The organism is Bacillus sp. FSL R5-0709, from assembly GCF_038004785.1.
In the GTDB taxonomy this organism is placed as follows: Bacteria; Bacillota; Bacilli; order Bacillales; family Bacillaceae_G; genus Bacillus_A; species Bacillus_A mycoides.
In genome coordinates this window covers 1,184,742-1,201,753 of sequence record NZ_JBBORT010000001.1, presented here as the reverse complement: position 1 = coordinate 1,201,753, position 17,012 = coordinate 1,184,742, and the positions used below count along the sequence as shown (strand labels likewise).

The 17,012-nt window shown below is 36.7% G+C and carries 21 protein-coding genes; 8 read left to right on the top strand and 13 right to left on the bottom strand.

The features are described from left to right. Positions 1–81 precede the first annotated feature (81 nt). Complete coding sequence (locus MKX37_RS06160; RefSeq protein WP_002030492.1) at positions 82–993, bottom strand: DMT family transporter; 912 nt, start codon at positions 991–993, stop codon at positions 82–84. Positions 994–1,196: 203 nt separating this feature from the next. Between MKX37_RS06160 and MKX37_RS06155 the strand changes: the two genes are divergently transcribed. The 6 genes from MKX37_RS06155 (at position 1,197) to exsF (ending at position 6,412) form a co-directional block, all read left to right on the top strand. Beyond that, on the top strand, positions 1,197–1,928 hold the full coding sequence (locus MKX37_RS06155; protein WP_002030493.1) for an alpha/beta hydrolase: 732 nt from the start codon (positions 1,197–1,199) through the stop codon (positions 1,926–1,928). Positions 1,929–2,018: 90 nt separating this feature from the next. After that, positions 2,019–2,537: a YjcG family protein gene (locus MKX37_RS06150; RefSeq protein WP_002011397.1), complete on the top strand. Its 519-nt coding sequence runs from the start codon at positions 2,019–2,021 to the stop codon at positions 2,535–2,537. Between the two features lies 1 nt (position 2,538). Then, entirely contained in the window at positions 2,539–2,961 is a 423-nt protein-coding gene (locus MKX37_RS06145) for a GNAT family N-acetyltransferase (protein WP_002125981.1), read from the top strand. A 99-nt stretch (positions 2,962–3,060) separates the two neighbouring features. Then, entirely contained in the window at positions 3,061–5,127 is a 2,067-nt protein-coding gene (locus tag MKX37_RS06140) for an ATP-dependent helicase (protein WP_002125980.1), read from the top strand. Between the two features lie 143 nt (positions 5,128–5,270). Then, the gene (gene cotY, locus MKX37_RS06135; protein WP_002011392.1) at positions 5,271–5,741 is read left to right on the top strand and encodes a spore coat protein CotY; all 471 of its coding nucleotides are present in this window, start codon (positions 5,271–5,273) and stop codon (positions 5,739–5,741) included. Between the two features lie 167 nt (positions 5,742–5,908). Further along, positions 5,909–6,412: an exosporium protein ExsF gene (gene exsF, locus MKX37_RS06130; RefSeq protein WP_002011391.1), complete on the top strand. Its 504-nt coding sequence runs from the start codon at positions 5,909–5,911 to the stop codon at positions 6,410–6,412. A 76-nt stretch (positions 6,413–6,488) separates the two neighbouring features. Here the strand turns inward: exsF and MKX37_RS06125 are convergent, their stop codons facing one another. Together MKX37_RS06125 and MKX37_RS06120 are read right to left on the bottom strand one after the other, a co-directional pair. Continuing rightward, complete coding sequence (locus MKX37_RS06125; RefSeq protein ID WP_033708144.1) at positions 6,489–6,674, bottom strand: hypothetical protein; 186 nt, start codon at positions 6,672–6,674, stop codon at positions 6,489–6,491. A 164-nt stretch (positions 6,675–6,838) separates the two neighbouring features. After that, complete coding sequence (locus MKX37_RS06120) at positions 6,839–7,198, bottom strand: DUF1360 domain-containing protein (RefSeq protein ID WP_000899658.1); 360 nt, start codon at positions 7,196–7,198, stop codon at positions 6,839–6,841. A 124-nt stretch (positions 7,199–7,322) separates the two neighbouring features. On the opposite strand from MKX37_RS06120, the gene exsY reads away from it, so the two are divergent. Then, positions 7,323–7,787 (top strand): exosporium assembly protein ExsY, encoded by a 465-nt coding sequence (exsY, locus tag MKX37_RS06115; protein WP_002125979.1) that lies wholly within the window; start codon positions 7,323–7,325, stop codon positions 7,785–7,787. Between the two features lie 48 nt (positions 7,788–7,835). On the opposite strand, the gene MKX37_RS06110 is transcribed toward exsY, so the two are convergent. The 10 genes from MKX37_RS06110 to MKX37_RS06065 form a co-directional block, all read right to left on the bottom strand. Then, positions 7,836–8,354, bottom strand: a complete 519-nt coding sequence (locus MKX37_RS06110; protein WP_002030408.1) for a CotO family spore coat protein — start codon at positions 8,352–8,354, stop codon at positions 7,836–7,838. Between the two features lie 147 nt (positions 8,355–8,501). Then, positions 8,502–9,272 carry an enoyl-ACP reductase FabI gene (gene fabI / locus MKX37_RS06105; RefSeq protein ID WP_002011384.1) on the bottom strand — a complete coding sequence of 257 codons (771 nt, stop codon included), beginning with the start codon at positions 9,270–9,272 and terminating at the stop codon, positions 8,502–8,504. A 108-nt stretch (positions 9,273–9,380) separates the two neighbouring features. Continuing rightward, positions 9,381–10,235: a dTDP-4-dehydrorhamnose reductase gene (rfbD, locus tag MKX37_RS06100; protein ID WP_002011383.1), complete on the bottom strand. Its 855-nt coding sequence runs from the start codon at positions 10,233–10,235 to the stop codon at positions 9,381–9,383. A gap of 11 nt (positions 10,236–10,246) precedes the next feature. Further along, positions 10,247–11,218: a dTDP-glucose 4,6-dehydratase gene (gene rfbB / locus MKX37_RS06095; RefSeq protein ID WP_002125972.1), complete on the bottom strand. Its 972-nt coding sequence runs from the start codon at positions 11,216–11,218 to the stop codon at positions 10,247–10,249. Between the two features lie 15 nt (positions 11,219–11,233). Then, a complete protein-coding gene (gene rfbC, locus MKX37_RS06090) occupies positions 11,234–11,779 on the bottom strand; it encodes a dTDP-4-dehydrorhamnose 3,5-epimerase (RefSeq protein WP_002011381.1) in 546 nt (181 codons plus the stop codon). 8 nt (positions 11,780–11,787) lie between these two features. Further along, positions 11,788–12,525 (bottom strand): sugar phosphate nucleotidyltransferase, encoded by a 738-nt coding sequence (locus MKX37_RS06085; RefSeq protein WP_002030415.1) that lies wholly within the window; start codon positions 12,523–12,525, stop codon positions 11,788–11,790. Positions 12,526–12,539: 14 nt separating this feature from the next. Beyond that, complete coding sequence (locus MKX37_RS06080; RefSeq protein ID WP_002125968.1) at positions 12,540–13,220, bottom strand: glycosyltransferase family protein; 681 nt, start codon at positions 13,218–13,220, stop codon at positions 12,540–12,542. A gap of 11 nt (positions 13,221–13,231) precedes the next feature. Beyond that, complete coding sequence (locus MKX37_RS06075; RefSeq protein WP_002140852.1) at positions 13,232–13,918, bottom strand: glycosyltransferase family protein; 687 nt, start codon at positions 13,916–13,918, stop codon at positions 13,232–13,234. Next, a complete protein-coding gene (locus tag MKX37_RS06070) occupies positions 13,915–14,604 on the bottom strand; it encodes a class I SAM-dependent methyltransferase (RefSeq protein WP_002125965.1) in 690 nt (229 codons plus the stop codon). Before MKX37_RS06070 ends, MKX37_RS06075 begins: the two co-directional genes overlap by 4 nt. A gap of 155 nt (positions 14,605–14,759) precedes the next feature. Beyond that, a complete protein-coding gene (locus tag MKX37_RS06065; protein WP_002140850.1) occupies positions 14,760–15,857 on the bottom strand; it encodes a tetratricopeptide repeat-containing glycosyltransferase family 2 protein in 1,098 nt (365 codons plus the stop codon). Positions 15,858–16,022: 165 nt separating this feature from the next. On the opposite strand from MKX37_RS06065, the gene MKX37_RS06060 reads away from it, so the two are divergent. After that, entirely contained in the window at positions 16,023–16,901 is an 879-nt protein-coding gene (locus tag MKX37_RS06060) for a BclA C-terminal domain-containing protein (protein ID WP_078422199.1), read from the top strand. Positions 16,902–17,012: the final 111 nt, after the last annotated feature.

The window sequence follows — 17,012 nt, the reverse complement described above, 5'->3', positions numbered from 1 at the left end:
TAATCTGTTTTCTTTTCTGCATGGAACAAAAAAAAGAGAAGTTACCAATAACTTCTCTTTTCGTATATTAGAATAAACTCGTTATAATTCCTGTGTATAAGCCGGTTCGTTCACCACATTTTTTGCTGTTCGCTTTTGTTGCTGTAGTAAGAAAACAGATACACCAAACAATACGAGCATGCTACCGATAATTTGCATTGCATTTAATTTTTCTCCAAGTAAGAAGAACGCTAGTATAGATGCCCCAACTGGTTCTCCTAAAATGCTCATTGAAATCGTTGTTGCATTTACGTAATTTAATAACCAATTATTAATGACGTGTGACACTGTCGGTACAATCGCAAGTAAAAGAAAAATACTCCAATCCCACTTCGTATAGCCTGTAAATGGCACTTGAAGTATAACGTTATAAATCGCTATAAATATACCAGCGAAGGCAAATACAGTGAAACTATAAATCCAATGAGATACTTTCTTTACTGTCGTTTGTCCGATAAATAAATAACCGACAACTGCTATTACACTTAAAAAGGATAATATATCCCCATAAATTGCTTGCTCACTTAGCCCTAAATCTCCCCAGCCAATACACATTACGCCTAGTATCGCAATTCCCATCGTCGCAATTGCTGAATAGGTTGTTCTTTCTTTAAATAAGAAAAAACCTCCCACTAAAGATACGATCGGTTGAAGTGCTAAAATAATCGTCGAACTAGCAACTGTCGTATGCTTTAAGGATTCAAACCATAGAAGAAAATGAAGAGCTAAAAAGAAACCAGATCCAATTAAAAATCCCCAATCTTTTATTTGAATCCTACTAAACTCTTCCCGTTTTTTCCAAACGATCGGCAGCATAATAAGTACGATAATCCATAATCGATACATACTTAAAACGGAAGATGGTGCTGAGGACATCTTTGCAAAAACAGCTGCGAATGAAATTGCTATAATGGAAATTGCTAGTGGTAGTGCGATTGATCTTTCTTGTTTCAAATCCTGTCTCCCCTCTCACCTGTAAAAAATCCCACTTCATTATATCCGTTTTCTTTCACAACTTAAATACTAATTTTTTAGATTCTTCGTACCATTATGGTAAAATAGAAATTAAGGCACCTATTAGTGATTATTTCTTTCCTTTTCACTACAAGCGTCGCTCTTACAATCATTACAGTAAATTTTTATTTAGGGGGATATACATGAATCAAACAATAGGGAGAATTGAAGAAATTTCATTTTTTAGTACATCACTTCAAGAGGAGCTTACACTTCTTGTTTATTTACCAGTAAATTACACACCTCTCCATAAGCATACGGTTGTTATTGCACAAGATGGTAGAGATTATTTTCAGCTTGGTAAAGCGCACCGTGTAATTGAGCGCCTTCGCGAAACTGAAGAAATTGACCGCACAATTATTGTCGGTATTCCATATAAAAATGTACACGATCGTAAGGAAAAATATTTCCCAAATGATGTAAAGAATGCTGCTTACATTCGCTTCCTTGCTCACGAGCTTGCTCCATATATTGATGCAAATTATCCAACGTATCAAATGGGTAAAGGACGCGTTTTAATTGGAGATTCTCTCGGCGGTACAGTTTCCTTCATGACCGCACTTATGTATCCGCATACATTTGGTAAGGTCGTTATGCAATCACCATTTGTTGATGAAACAGTCATGAACTTAGCAAAAGATTTCAAAAATCCGGGGGCGCTAGATCTTTATCACGTAATTGGGACCGAAGAAACAGCTGTCAAGCGTACAGACGGACAAGTATCTGATTTCGTAGAACCAAATCGCGAGTTAAATAAACTACTTACAGATAGAAATTTCATCACGCATTATGAAGAGTTTGAAGGGAATCACACATGGAAATATTGGCAAGCAGATTTACCAAAAGCATTTTCTCATATTCTATCAATGAAATAATAGAGAGCGATATTCAGAATAATTTGATATAATAGATAAAGAGATTTATTCTCAAAATCTAACTAGACTTGCAAAGGGAGGAATTGGAACATGAAATTAGGAATTGTAATTTTTCCATCAAAAATGATTCAAGATAAAGCGAACGGATTACGTAAACGTTATGATCCGCATTACGCATTAGTTCCGCCACATATTACATTGAAAACACCCTTTGAGACGCAAGATGAACAATTAGAATCGATTGTGAATGAGTTACATACAATCGCAAATAAAACGAACCCTTTCACCCTTCATGTTGGGAAAGTCGGTTCATTCGCACCTGTTAATAATGTTCTTTATTTTAAAGTAGAAAAAACACCTGAACTTACTTTCTTAAATGAAGAAATGCATAATGGTTTCTTTACACAAGAGCGCGAGTACTCTTTCGTACCTCATTTAACAATCGGTCAAGACTTATCAGACGCAGAGCACGCTGATGTATTAGGTCGATTACGTATGAAAGATTTCTATTATGAGCAACCAATCGATCGTTTCCACCTTCTATACCAATTAGAAAATGGAACGTGGACTGTACATGAAACATTCCACCTCGGAAAGGAGAACAACTAATTTGCACGCACAAATCGTACAAACGGACGAACAACTAAGTGATGCATTCTCTGTACGTAAGCAAGTATTTGTAAATGAACAACAGGTTTCTGCAGAAGAAGAGTATGATGAGTTTGAAGAGATTTCAACACACGTTGTTATATATGATAATGATGTTCCAGTTGGTGCTGGTCGCTTCCGCATCGTTGATGGAATAGGAAAAATGGAGCGCATTTGCGTACTAGCTTCCCATCGCCAAAAAGGCATTGGCAAAATCATTATGGATGCACTTGAAGCGCATGCAAAAGAAGAGTCTCTACCGAAATTGAAACTCCATGCTCAAACACATGCTGAAGTTTTCTATAAGAAGCTAGGATACGTGACGGCTTCTGATGTGTTTATGGAAGCAAATATCCCACACGTCGTAATGATAAAAGAATTATAATTTTGTAGCAGGAGGTAGCCCCTCCTGTTTTTTACATTGCTATTTTCTTTTTCTTCCGCTAAAGTTAAATGTTGATGCTATAGTTTTGAAGGTGAATATATGACACAAGAAAAATTTTCACAAAAACCGTTAACACACGCTGGCATTCCGCAAGCGGCGTATCATATTCCGAAAACATCTACCCATTTAATTATGGAAGAAGATGCAGATGCGGCGTATTTCCGCGCTTTAGAACAGCAAGGTGTTTATTTAAATGAAAAACAGTTAGAAGCAGTGCAAACGACAGAAGGACCTGTCCTTACACTAGCTGGTGCTGGAAGTGGTAAAACATCTGTTTTAACAACTCGCGTTGGTTATTTAGTTAATGTAAAACATGTCCATCCGCGAAATATTTTGCTGCTGACGTTTACACAAAAAGCAGCTGAAGAAATTCGAAGCCGTGTAGCGAATTTACCTGGTATGAATCATGCCGCAAGTAGCTATGTCGTTGCTGGTACATTCCACTCTGTCTTTTTAAAATTGCTTCGTAGTCAAGGATATAATCAGCAAATTTTAGCAAATGAAAAACATAAACAAATTATGATAAAGAAAATTTTGAAAGAATTGCGCTTAAAAGACGATTATGATGCCGAAACGATACTCGCTATGATTTCACTTGAGAAAAACAAATTGAATCGTCCGAAAGATGTAAAAGCGAAAACACCGGTTGAACAAGAGTTCAAAGAAGTATACGAACGTTTCGAAGAGGTAAAACAACGACACAATTATATCGATTTTGACGACATCTTATTAGAAATGTATTATATGTTAGAAAATAACGCTCCCCTGCTTACTCAATTACAAGAGCGTTTTCATTACATTGAAGTAGATGAGTTTCAAGATACGTCGTATGCACAATATGAAATTGTAAAATTGTTAGCCACGCCGAGAAATAATTTATTTATCGCAGGTGATGACGATCAAGCGATTTACGGCTGGCGAGGGGCAAGTCACCAAATTATTTTATCTTTTCCAAAGGAATTTGATAATACTACGATTATCGCACTTAATACGAATTATCGATCTAATCCATTTATCGTAGGACTTGGAAATGAAGTTATTAAGCTCAATCAAGAACGTTTTGATAAAGAGCTATATTCTGTTCGTAACGATGGCATACAGCCGTTTTATGCACGACCTGCGACAACTCTTGATGAAGCAAATCAAATTTTGCAACTCATTCAGGAAAAAGTAGATAGTGGTGAACGAAATTATAAAGATTTTTGTTTATTATATCGTACACATTCTGTAAGCCGTTCTTTACTTGATCAGCTTACAATTCATAAGATTCCATTTATTAAACATGGAGCGAGCCAATCGTTCTACGAACACTCTTTAATTAGGCCCGTATTAGATCACTTACGACTCGTGCTTGAACCGTTCCGCCTCGAATCACTTTCAAATATATTACCAACAATGTATATTGGTCGTGATGAGTGCATTTCATTTATTGAACGTGAACAATGGAAATATGGTGAGGGCCGTTTCCCTTCTCTTCTTCATTTTCTATTACTAAACCCAAGCTTGAAACCTTTTCAAGTTAAAAAAGTAAATGAGCGAATCGATTTTATTAAGTTTATAAAAGAACTTGAACCGAAAAAAGCATTGAAAGAAATTATTCATGGTAAAGGAAAGTATTTAGAGTACTTACAAAGTAATGATCGTTCTTCCTTTACGATGCATAAGGACATACAAGAAGAAATGTTAGAAGAATTAATGGAATCAGCAACTCGCTTTACGGATATTCCAGCTTACTTACAATTTATTAACGAGGCCATTCAAGGTCAAAAAGAAATGGAAGCATTAAAAACAATGCCGCAAAAAGATGCTGTATCGCTTATGTCAATTCATAACGCGAAAGGCCTTGAGTTTCCATGCGTCTTTTTACTCGGAGCAAGCGATGGTATATTGCCGCATACTTCTTCTTTAAAAGATGCAAATGACCGTGTGACGGAGACTTCTGAAGCATTAGAAGAAGAACGACGATTACTCTATGTCGCCATTACACGCGCAAAAGAAGAACTTTACATTTCCTCCCCGCAATTTTTCAGAGGAAAGAAACTAGATATATCTCGTTTTCTATATACTACGCAAAAAGATTTACCTGAAAAGACATCCATTAAATAATGGGTGTCTTTTTCCATATCACGATATGTACATCCCCTCTATATAAATTCCCTGTTTCTATCCTGAGAATTAACGTAATATCAACCATATCCCGTTCATATTGTAATAGTGTATGTCAGAACTCACGATAAGGAGTGAACATAATGAGCTGCAATTGTAATGAAGATCATCAACACCATGATTGTGATTTCAACTGTGTATCTAATGTCGTTCGTTTTATACATGAACTACAAGAATGTGCAACCACAACATGTGGATCTGGTTGCGAAGTTCCATTTTTAGGAGCACATAACACTGCATCAGTAGCGAATACACGTCCTTTTATTTTATACACAAAAGCTGGAACACCTTTTGAAGCATTTGCACCATCTGCAAGCCTTACTAGCTGCCAATCTCCAATTTTCCGTGTAGAGAGTATAGATGATGATGACTGTGCTGTATTGCGTGTATTAACTGTAGTTTTAGGTGATGGTACCTCTGTACCACCTGGTGACGATCCAATCTGTACATTTTTAGCTGTACCAAATGCAAGATTAGTATCAACCTCCTCTTGTATTACTGTTGATTTAAGTTGCTTCTGCGCTATTCAATGCTTACGCGATGTTTCTATATAAAACTGAATACTAATTTAAGCATGGATTGGGTGGCAGATGATTCTGCCACCCAATCCATGCTTAAAAGGTATTATTATGTATTTTTTATAAAATTGGGAACTTGTCTAGAACATAGAACCTGTCCTTTTCATTAACTAAAAGTAGAAACAGATAAAGGAGTGAAAAACATGTTCTCTTCTGATTGCGAATTTAATAACATTGATTGTGAGGCGAAACCAGCTAGTACACTACCTGCCTTCGGTTTTGCTTTCAACGCTTCTGCACCTCAGTTCGCTTCACTATTCACACCACTACTATTACCTAGCGTAAGTCCAAACCCAAATATTACTGTTCCTGTAATAAATAATACAGTAAGTGTCGGAGACGGTATTCGAATTCAAGTAGCTGGTATTTATCAAATCAGTTATACATTAACGATCAGTCTTGATAACGTTCCTACTGCACCAGAAGCTGGTCGTTTCTTCTTATCATTAGGTACACCAGCTAACATTATTCCTGGATCAGGTACAGCGGTTCGCTCTAACGTTATTGGTACTGGTGAAGTAGACGTATCCAGTGGTGTTATTCTTATTAACTTAAACCCTGGTGACTTAATTCAAATTGTACCAGTTGAACTGCTTGGAACTGTAGACATCCGTGCTGCAGCATTAACAGTTGCACAAATTAGCTAGTAAAAAGCGGTATTTCTTAATTGAAATACCGCTTTTTATTTTTACAATAAAAAACACTCACCGTAACATGAGTGTTTCATTCTTCATATTGTTTTATTGTATTCTTCTTTTTCCCACAGTTGCATCCCTTTTTTTTCACAAACCCTTGTTGCTGTAACTGTTCTTGATATGCCTGTTGGTGTGCTTGTTGCTGTTGCTGTATGTTATACCACTGCTGTAGATCATATGAATTTTGCCTTGGATTATTGCTCACAGCAAACATCTCCTCTACTGTCAATTCTGTCTATTTACTATATGAACAACTCTTTATTTCCGTTCCCGCATCCTCTTAAACTCCGCTTTTTCTAACATCATGAAGATTTATCCCGATTGGTGCGGGCTGATAATTAGCGAGGGATGCCCCACACTGATTAAACTTTCACTTTATTATTCTCCCATAAAATATCCTGTAATTGTTTCAATGATCGCTGCTGCACCTGCAATGGCTAATAATGCTAGTACAGGCTCTGCAACAATAGGAATCCATTTATATAAAACTAATAAAAAAGCACTAACCCACACACCTGTACACCAATAGCAGCTTAATAATTCTCCAATCCACTTTCTTAATCCTTTCCCTTTCACCTTTGTAAAAGTCGATACACTTCCATCAGGCTCTGTAATCTCTAACTCATCAATAAACGGTCTTCGCAAAAAAGCTGTAATTTTATCATAAACAATAAGACGAGTTAACCTAAATGCAGCTAGCGCAAAAATAAAAAATAAAAGCCAGCTTGTAAATAACATAATTCCACCTTCCCTATCCTCTTTAGCCTATTTAAAAAAAAAGGTCTTAAGATTGTGACCAAATCTCCCCCACTCCAATATCTTATTAATGTAAATACAAACAAGAAGATAAGGAGTGACATTAATGAGTTGTAACGAAAATAAACACCATAGCTCTTCTCACTGCGTAGTTGACGTCGTAAAATTCATCAATGAACTACAAGATTGCTCTAGTTCAACATGTGGTTCTGGTTGTGAAATTCCATTTTTAGGAGCACACAATACAGCAGCAGTAGCAAATACACGCCCTTTTATTTTATACACAAAAGCTGGAACGCCATTTGAAGCATTTGCACCATCTTCAAGCCTTACTAGCTGCCAATCTCCAATTTTCCGTGTAGAAAGCGTAGATGACGATAGCTGTGCTGTCCTACGTGTGTTAACTGTAGTATTAGGTGATGGGTCTCCTGTACCACCTGGCGACGATCCAATTTGTACGTTTTTAGCTATACCAAATGCAAGATTAATCTCGACATCTACTTGCATTACTGTTGATTTAAGCTGCTTCTGTGCTATTCAGTGCTTACGCGACGTTTCTATAGTTAAGTAAACTAAAAAACTATTGGGGTGGTAGAAGCTTTCTACCACCTTTACATATTTAAAAGCCGGCCATATCAATCGATTTGATGTCTTCTATAGATAATCGAATATCTCTCATACTATTTGGTGGCATAATGGATACAATGCCATTACGGTAAGATATAATCGATCCTATATATGAGACGGTCGTCGTTCTTATTCTACATCTTATTTTTGGAATGTAATGAGGACGATTTAATAAAAAATGAATTTTTTCTTCATTATTCATATCCTTAAAGGATTTATTGTAAGGGACCGTTCTCACTTGCTCTTCCTCTACTTTTTCTTCCACCTCCACTTGAGGCTCCTCTCGTGGTTCTTGTTTCTCTTGTTCTACCACTTCTTCCACAGCACTACTTACAATACTTTCATTTCTATTACTTTGCTCTTTTTGATCCTCATCTTCGAAATTCGTTAAAATAATTCTTTTTATTTTCGGTGCAGCGAGTTCTAAATTTACTTGTGCAATATATAACAACGGTTTTCCAACTGTTGAACTTTTATTTTTATTCTTCACACTCGTCCCTCCCACTTCCATACGTAGCTGGATAAATCGTGTACTATTATAGTTATATTCATAACGTGGCTAGAACTTTCGTTAAAAATCGTTCTTTCTGGGAACAATTAAAAAGGACAGTCTCAACGTTTAGAGACTGTCCTTTTTAAACTTTAATTCCTATTATATTTATCCTAAAATATGATATCCTGAATCAACATGAATGTTTTCACCTGTTACTCCGCGTGCTAAATCACTGAATAAGAATACTGCTGTATCTCCAACTTCTTCTGGAGTCGTCGCACGACGAAGTGGTGCGCGTTCCTCAATTTCTTTTAAGATTGAGTTAAAGTCGCCTACACCTTTCGCAGATAACGTACGAATTGGTCCTGCAGAAATAGCGTTAACGCGAATGCCATGTTGTCCTAAATCGTTCGCTAAATATTTCACGCTAGCTTCTAACGAAGCTTTCGCAACACCCATAACGTTATAGTTTTTCACAACGCGCTCGCCGCCAAGGTATGTTAAAGTTAAAATATTTCCGCCTTCTGTCATCACTTTCTTCGCTTCTCTTGCTACAGCTGTTAAAGAGAATGCACTAATATTTTGTGCAAGTAAAAATCCATCGCGAGAAGTATCTACAAATTCGCCTTTTAAATCATCACGATTTGCAAAAGCAATACAGTGTGCAACACCGTGAATTGTACCAACTTCTTGCTTAATAGTTTCAAAGCAAGCTGTAAGTTCTTCATCATTCGTTACATCACAAGGTAATACAAGTGATTCTTGTCCTTCTAATGTTTCCGCTAGTTCACGAACGTTTCTTTCTAAACGCTCTCCTGCATATGTGAATATTAATTTTGCACCTGCATTATGCAAAGAGCGAGCAATTCCCCATGCAATACTTCTTTGGTTCGCAACGCCCATAACAACAAATGTTTTCCCTTGTAATAGTTCCATGATATATCCTCCCAGAAATACTTATACTTGTTATTAGTACCTGATACTATAATTATAGTACCATAAAACCTCTTAAAGGCAAACAAAAAAGTCACTAACATAAATTTGTTAATGACTTTTTGTTTCTATAAAAAACCTTTCTAATCCTTCTTCCCAAGTAGGCATTTGTAAAAAACCATTTAATCGTAGCATGTTATGTTGAAAGATAGAATATTTTGGTCTCGCAGCCGCCGATCCGAATTCTTCAGTTGAAACAGGTAATACATTCACTTTCATATTTGCATACGAAAATATTTTTTGGGCAAATTCAAACCAAGAACATGATCCTCTATTGGATACGTGATACGTACCGTATAAAGAAGTGTGAATGAGCTTATTAATCATCATATTTAAATCTGCCACGTACGTAGGAGAGCCAATTTGATCCGCTACAACAGATATGTTTTCTCTCTCTTTTCCTAATCGTAGCATCGTTTTCACAAAATTATTTCCATACTTACCATACAACCACGATGTACGAACTATAAAATATTTATTATGTAACTCTTTTACGAACTGCTCTCCTGCAAATTTAGAAGCTCCATATATATTTATCGGTGCTGGATTATGAAATTCATGATAGCCATCCGGTTTGTCACCTGGAAATACATAATCGGTACTGACATACACTAACTTAGCCCCTACTAATTGTGAAGCAACCGCTACATTTCGAGCTCCAATCGCATTTATTAAGTAAGCAAGATCCTGTTCTTTCTCAGCACCATCTACCTTCGTATACGCTGCACAATGAACAATTGTATGTGGCTTTATTTCTTGTACCACTTGCTTAATTCGGGATATATTTGTTACATCTAATAACTTTTTATCAAATGGATATATGTCATATTCCTCAGAATTCAACTCTTCTTGTAGTTGCTTCCCTAGCTGACCGTTCGCTCCCGTTATGATAATCCGTTCTTTCATCTACATGCCCCTTACTTTTCTTTTAATGGTTTCCACCAGTCCACATTGTTTTTATACCATTCCACCGTTTCTTTTAATCCTTGTTCGAACGTATACTTCGGTTCCCATTCAAACTCATTCTTCATTTTTTGTGCATCAATCGCATAACGACGGTCGTGACCTAAACGGTCTGTTACAAATTCAATATCTTTTTTCGTTTTTCCTAAAAGTTTTATAATTTGTTCCACAACATCTACATTTGTTTTTTCGTTATTTCCGCCGATATTATACACCTCTCCTACACATCCCTTATGCAAAACGGTGTCAATTGCACTACAATGATCCGTTACATGCAGCCAATCCCTTACATTCAATCCATCACCATATAATGGTAGTTTCTTTCCTTCAAGCGCATTCGTAACCATTAACGGAATTAATTTCTCAGGATATTGGTACGGTCCGTAGTTATTAGAACAACGCGTTATAATAACCGGTAATTGATACGTTTCATAATAAGATAAGGCTATCATGTCGCTACTCGCTTTACTTGAAGAATATGGACTATTAGGAGCTAGCGGGGTTTCCTCGGTAAACTTTCCTGTTTTCCCTAAAGAACCGTATACTTCATCTGTTGATACTTGCACGAGTTTAATATGTGAATATTTTTTCACTAACTCCAACAGCGTGACTGTACCTATTACATTCGTATCATAAAAAGGAATTGGGTTTTCAATACTACGATCCACATGTGATTCAGCTGCGAAATTTACAATTACTTGCACGTCACGTTCCTTAACAACATGTTCCAGCAGCTCTCCATTTTGGATTTTCCCTTTTACAAATGAGTAGTTAGGATTTTCTTGAATAGACTTTACATTATTTAAATTCCCGCTATATGTTAATGCATCGTAATTAATGATTTTATATGTTTCATAGTTTTTTAACATATAGTGAATGAAATTACTTCCAATAAATCCAGCTCCACCTGTAACTAATATATTCATAAACAACTCTCCTACTTAAAAACTATCTTCATATTCCTGAAGTAATGGTAATATTCGATCCTTATCGGACAAGATAGGATTTGTTACCGGCCATGGAATTGATAATTCTTTATCTTCCCAAAGCAAACCGGAATCGTGATCAGCACTATAATACTCATCTACTTTATACATAACAATTGTATGAGGTACAAGTGTACAAAAACCATGAGCAAATCCTTTCGGCACTAATAATTGCCTATGATTATCCGCACTTAAAATATAACCTCTCCACTTTTTAAATGTAGGTGAATCTTTTCGCAAATCAACGATAACATCATATATTGCACCTTGCATAACTTGAATGAGTTTCGTTTGTGCTTTCGGATTTTTTTGAAAGTGTAGCCCTCGAATCGTCCCCGAATGCGCTGAATAAGATACGTTATCTTGCAGAAATGAATGCGTAATCCCTAACGATTCTAGCATCTTCTTATTATAACTTTCAGTAAAAAAACCTCGCTCGTCTTCAAACAATCTCGGTTCTAACAATTTCGCATCGGTAAAATTTGTTTCTACAACTTTCATATTTTCACCTATTCTCCATTAAACTGTTTCCCAAAGTTTATATCCCGCGCTAACGTATTCGCTCTTTGAAGAGAAGCATGCGTTCCCGCATCAGTCCACCAGCCGCTCATTTCATTATAAGTAAGTACTCCTCGTTTTAAATACCAATTATTTATATCTGTAATTTCAAGTTCCCCTCTTGCGGAAGGTTTTAATTCTTTTATATAAGAAAAGACTTTCGAATCATACAAATAAATTCCCGTAACAGCATAAGAACTTTTCGGCTCATTCGGCTTTTCTTCAATTCCAATTATTTTTCGGCCTTGAATATGCGCTACACCAAATCGCTCGGGATCTTCTACAGATTGAAGCAGCACTTTAGCCCCTTCTTTTTGACTTGTAAACTCTTCAACATACGGGCAAATATCATCTGAAAAGATATTATCTCCTAATATAACTACCATCCGATCATTTCCTACGAAATCTTCACAAAGTCCTAGTGCCTGCGCAATCCCACCCGCCTTATCTTGCACACGATACGTAAAGGATACACCAAACTCTTGACCACTTCCTAGAAAGCTCACAACATCTCCCATATGCTCTTTACCGGTAATAATCATAATATCTGTAATTTCACATCGCTTCAGCTTATATACCGCATGATAAATCATCGGATACCGCCCAACGGGAAGTAAATGTTTATTCGTTACTTTCGTTATTGGATATAATCTCGATCCTGTCCCGCCTGCTAAAATAATCCCTTTCATCCTTCATCTCTCCCTTATGATGGAGATAGCACCTCTTTATAATGTTCCACAAAAATTTCCCGGTATTTCTCATATGTATCCGCATCAAACTCATCTCCGTTGTAATGAATACACCATAGATTTGCTTGATTAGGGATACCAATTAAATATCCAGCCTTTTGAAATTCTAAAGACTGTGACACATCATAGAAATGAAATCCTTGAAACAAATCCTCTCGCCACGGAATATCATACTGCGTTGCCATGAGTAAACCATCGATTGCTTGCACTGACATAAAAGATTGATTTCCATAAAAACCCAGATCCAAATTTAATAATTGATAATTCTGTCTTCTGTACTCAATCACTTTCCCTACTAAATTTTTCCCTTCCCACCATATCCCGTTACTCGGTAAAAACTGAGCACCAGCTACTCCAATTAAACCAAGCTTTTCATTTTCTTTAAAAAGAGAAATGAGGGTACAAAACATATCACGATTAATAAGGTAAGTATCTTGATGTATATATACTTTATATTTCGCCGGATATGAAAGTGCTCGATTGTACGCACTTGCCATACTTTTCGCATCTCGTATCGGAAAAATTTGCACTACATAGCCAGGGGGAACAACAATGTTTCTTATTTGCCTTTCGCATTGCTCGAAAAGCTCTTCATTATTTACACAAACAACAACTAATATTGTATGATCTTTCATTTTGTAGCCCTCTATTCTTCCTTATTCACATCTGACATATAGTTCTCTACAAATACTTTTCTATACTTTTCATAGTTCGTCATATTTACATCGAAATGATAATGAATACACCAAGCATCACGCTGCACAGGGACACCGACTGTATACCCAGCTTTTTTAAATTCAAAAGATTGGGATACATCATAAAAATCAAACCCATCAAATAAGTCCTCTCGCCACGGAATATCATATTGTGTCGCCATCAATAAACCGTCAATACATTCCACAGGAATAAATGTTTTCGATTCATGAAATGGTTGCTCTAAACTTGCCATATAAAACAAATCGTTCATATAACCAATGACTTTCCCGACAATCCCACGCCCTTCGTTCCATACACCATTTGGAGGAACATATTGGGATCCAACCATCCCAATCATCCCAAGATGTTCATGCTCCTCAAATAATTGAATTAATCCGTATAGAAAGGCTCCATTTATAATAAAGACATCTTGGTGTAAATACACTTTATACTTCGCTGGATGTGAAATGGCTTGATTGTATCCGCTCGTCATACTTTTTGCATTTCGAATCGGCATAAATTGTATAGTATACCCAGGAGGTACTGCCAATTTCAATATATGTCGCGCACATTGTGCATACAATTTCCGATCATTTATACATGTAACAAATAGTATTGTTTTTTCTGCAGCACTCATAATTGTGATTTTTCTGCTTCAATAATATATTGAAATACAACTGTCTCAGCCATGAAGCCACTTCCAAGACGATACTTTTTACAAATTCCATATAACTCTTCAATAAGTGGCTCATATATTTTATGATCAACATATACACGATCTACTTTACTAATAGAATATCCTGCTTTTAAAAACATTCTTAGCATTTCATTAAAAGTAAAGAAACGAATATGCGTTTTATCTAATAATCCATATTCTGTATACGTCCAATTTCCAGCGAGTAAGGGAGCTAATACTGAAATGTGCGCAACGTTTGGTATGCTAGCTAAAATCACACCATTTTCTTTTATATATGGCTTTACTTTCTTTATAACAGCCCACGGATCAAATAAATGCTCTAATACATCCCCGAATATGACACAATCAAATTGTTCCTTCTCATAAGGAAGATCCATTGTTTCTATATCACCTAAAATAACATGATCTAGTTTTTCTTTCGCTTTTTCGGCAGCCTCTGGGAACGCCTCAATTCCTGATACACGTGCTCCATTTTCTTTTATAGCCGCTCCTAATGCACCGCTCGAGCAACCAATATCAAGAACTTCTTGCCATTCCTTTTTTATATGCTTGAATAAATTAGGATTTATCGCATTATAATAATGTTCAGATTTTTCTTCGTATAAAGAACTTTTCTCCCGATTCATTTCACACACTCCTTATGCAAATTGAATTTGAAATATAAACAAAAGATATTCTACAAAGGATGCCATCTCTATTGGTTGCATTACCGATAATCTAATATATAGCCATTCTACTATCATTAGAATAGCGACAAGTCATTTCCTAAAAATAGAACAAATTACATTTTATATTGTTTATCATAGATGCCTCTAAAATATTTACGGTTATATTCAATCGCAGCATTATTCGGAACATAAGAAGCTGCCAATTCATTATAATAATAAGCTTTATCTTGATCTCCTAATCTGCTATAACAAATACACATTTGTAAATATGGAATCCACGTATAACTAGCCGGACTGTGAAAAGGACTATCCTCTGCTAGCGGCACTTCAGTTGCTAGCTTAAACCAAAATATCGCTTCATTATACTTTTGTTGTTCCATATATATATATCCTATTCTTGTACAATTCTCTCCTCTAGGAATACCATAACGAAACGACTTCGTACAAGTTTCAACTGCCTTCTCCCAGTCTCCTAACTTCGCATAACAATCTCCTAACTTACCACATGCATAAATTTTCTCTTCATGCCATCCTTCCTCTTGATTAAGAAATGTTTCATACAGAAGAACCGCATCGTCGTATTTTTGATTATCCATAGATTCATTACCGTAATAAAATAAATCTCTCGGGCTTAATTCTTCTCCAGCTGCTACAGCATTTTGAAAAATTTTCAAATTACGATTCGTTATTTCTTTTTCTTTCTTATGTGTAATGGCGACATTACTATTGTAAATCTCACCAGAAACAGCTAAATACTCATGCACCTTTCCAAACCATTGAAATTGTTTTTCACGCTTTACAAGTCGATATCTTCTTGTGCAATATAAAGGTTTCCCATTAGAATCCATTACAAGATAATAAGGCATAGAAACAGCGTCAACTTTACCATCTAACTCTCGTTTTAATGTTTTCAGTGATTCTTGAGCTTCCTCTAATAACACATCGTCAGCATCTAACCATAATATATATTCTTGCGTTGCTTTTGAAAACGCAAAATTTCTAGCTGCCGCAAAGTCATCAATCCACGGAAAATCGTGTATGTTAGAAGTGTATTTTGCTACAATTTCCTTCGTTCGATCAGTGGATCCTGTATCAACTACAATAATTTCATCAACAATTTTTTCTACCGCGTCCAAACATCGATCTATTGTATTTTCCTCATCGCGAACAATCATACATAGACTAATTGTAATTCCTTGCTTGTTCAACATAATCACCCTCTTCCAACTCAATCATATGTTATACATACAATAAACTTTCCATTTTTTTAACTTGTTCAAGCTATTTAAGATTTCTTTTTAATAATTCAAATGTCCGTGTCATTTTCTTGTGATTTTGCATCTACTATATAATGAAAGCTTTATGGAGGTGAATTTATGTCAAATAATAATTATTCAGATGGCTTAAATCCTGATGAATTCTTATCAGCTAGTGCATTTGATCCTAATCTTGTAGGTCCAACTTTACCACCAATACCACCGTTTACACTTCCAACCGGGCCGACTGGACCTACTGGGCCGACTGGACCGACTGGACCTACCGTACCTACTGGGCCGACTGGACCGACTGGGCCGACTGGGCCGACTGGGCCGACTGGGCCGACTGGGCCGACTGGGCCGACTGGGCCGACTGGAGACACTGGTACAACTGGCGCAACTGGACCTACCGGGCCGACTGGAGACACTGGTGCAACTGGACCGACTGGGCCGACTGGAGACACTGGCGCAACTGGACCTACTGGGCCGACTGGAGACACTGGCGCAACTGGACCTACCGGGCCGACTGGAGACACTGGTGCGACTGGACCTACTGGACCGACTGGGCCGACTGGGCCGACTGGGCCATCTGGATTAGGACTTCCAGCAGGATTGTATGCATTTAACTCTGCTACAGTTTCTTTAGCTCTTGGAATTAATGATCCTGTACCGTTTAACACGGTTGGATCTCAGTTTGGTACAGCAATTTCTCAATTAGACGCTGATACTTTCATCATAAGTGAAACTGGATTCTATAAAATTACTGTTATCGCATATACTGCAGCAGTAAGTATATTAGGTAGCCTTGCAATTCAAGTGAACGGCGTTAATATACCTGGCGCTGGAACAAGTTTAATCTCACTTGGAGCGCCTCTCGTTATCCAGGCAATTACACAAATTACAATAACGCCATCAATGGTTGAAGCTGTCGTTACAGGACTTGGATTATCTCTAGCTCTTGGTACAAGTGCATCCATTATTATTGAAAAAATCGCTTAATTTTTTTACTTAGCAGTAAAACTGATATCAGTTTTACTGCTTTTTCAATTATGAATTCAAGCATGAAACTTTCACTATCTACATAATCATATTGTTGTATGACATTTTGCA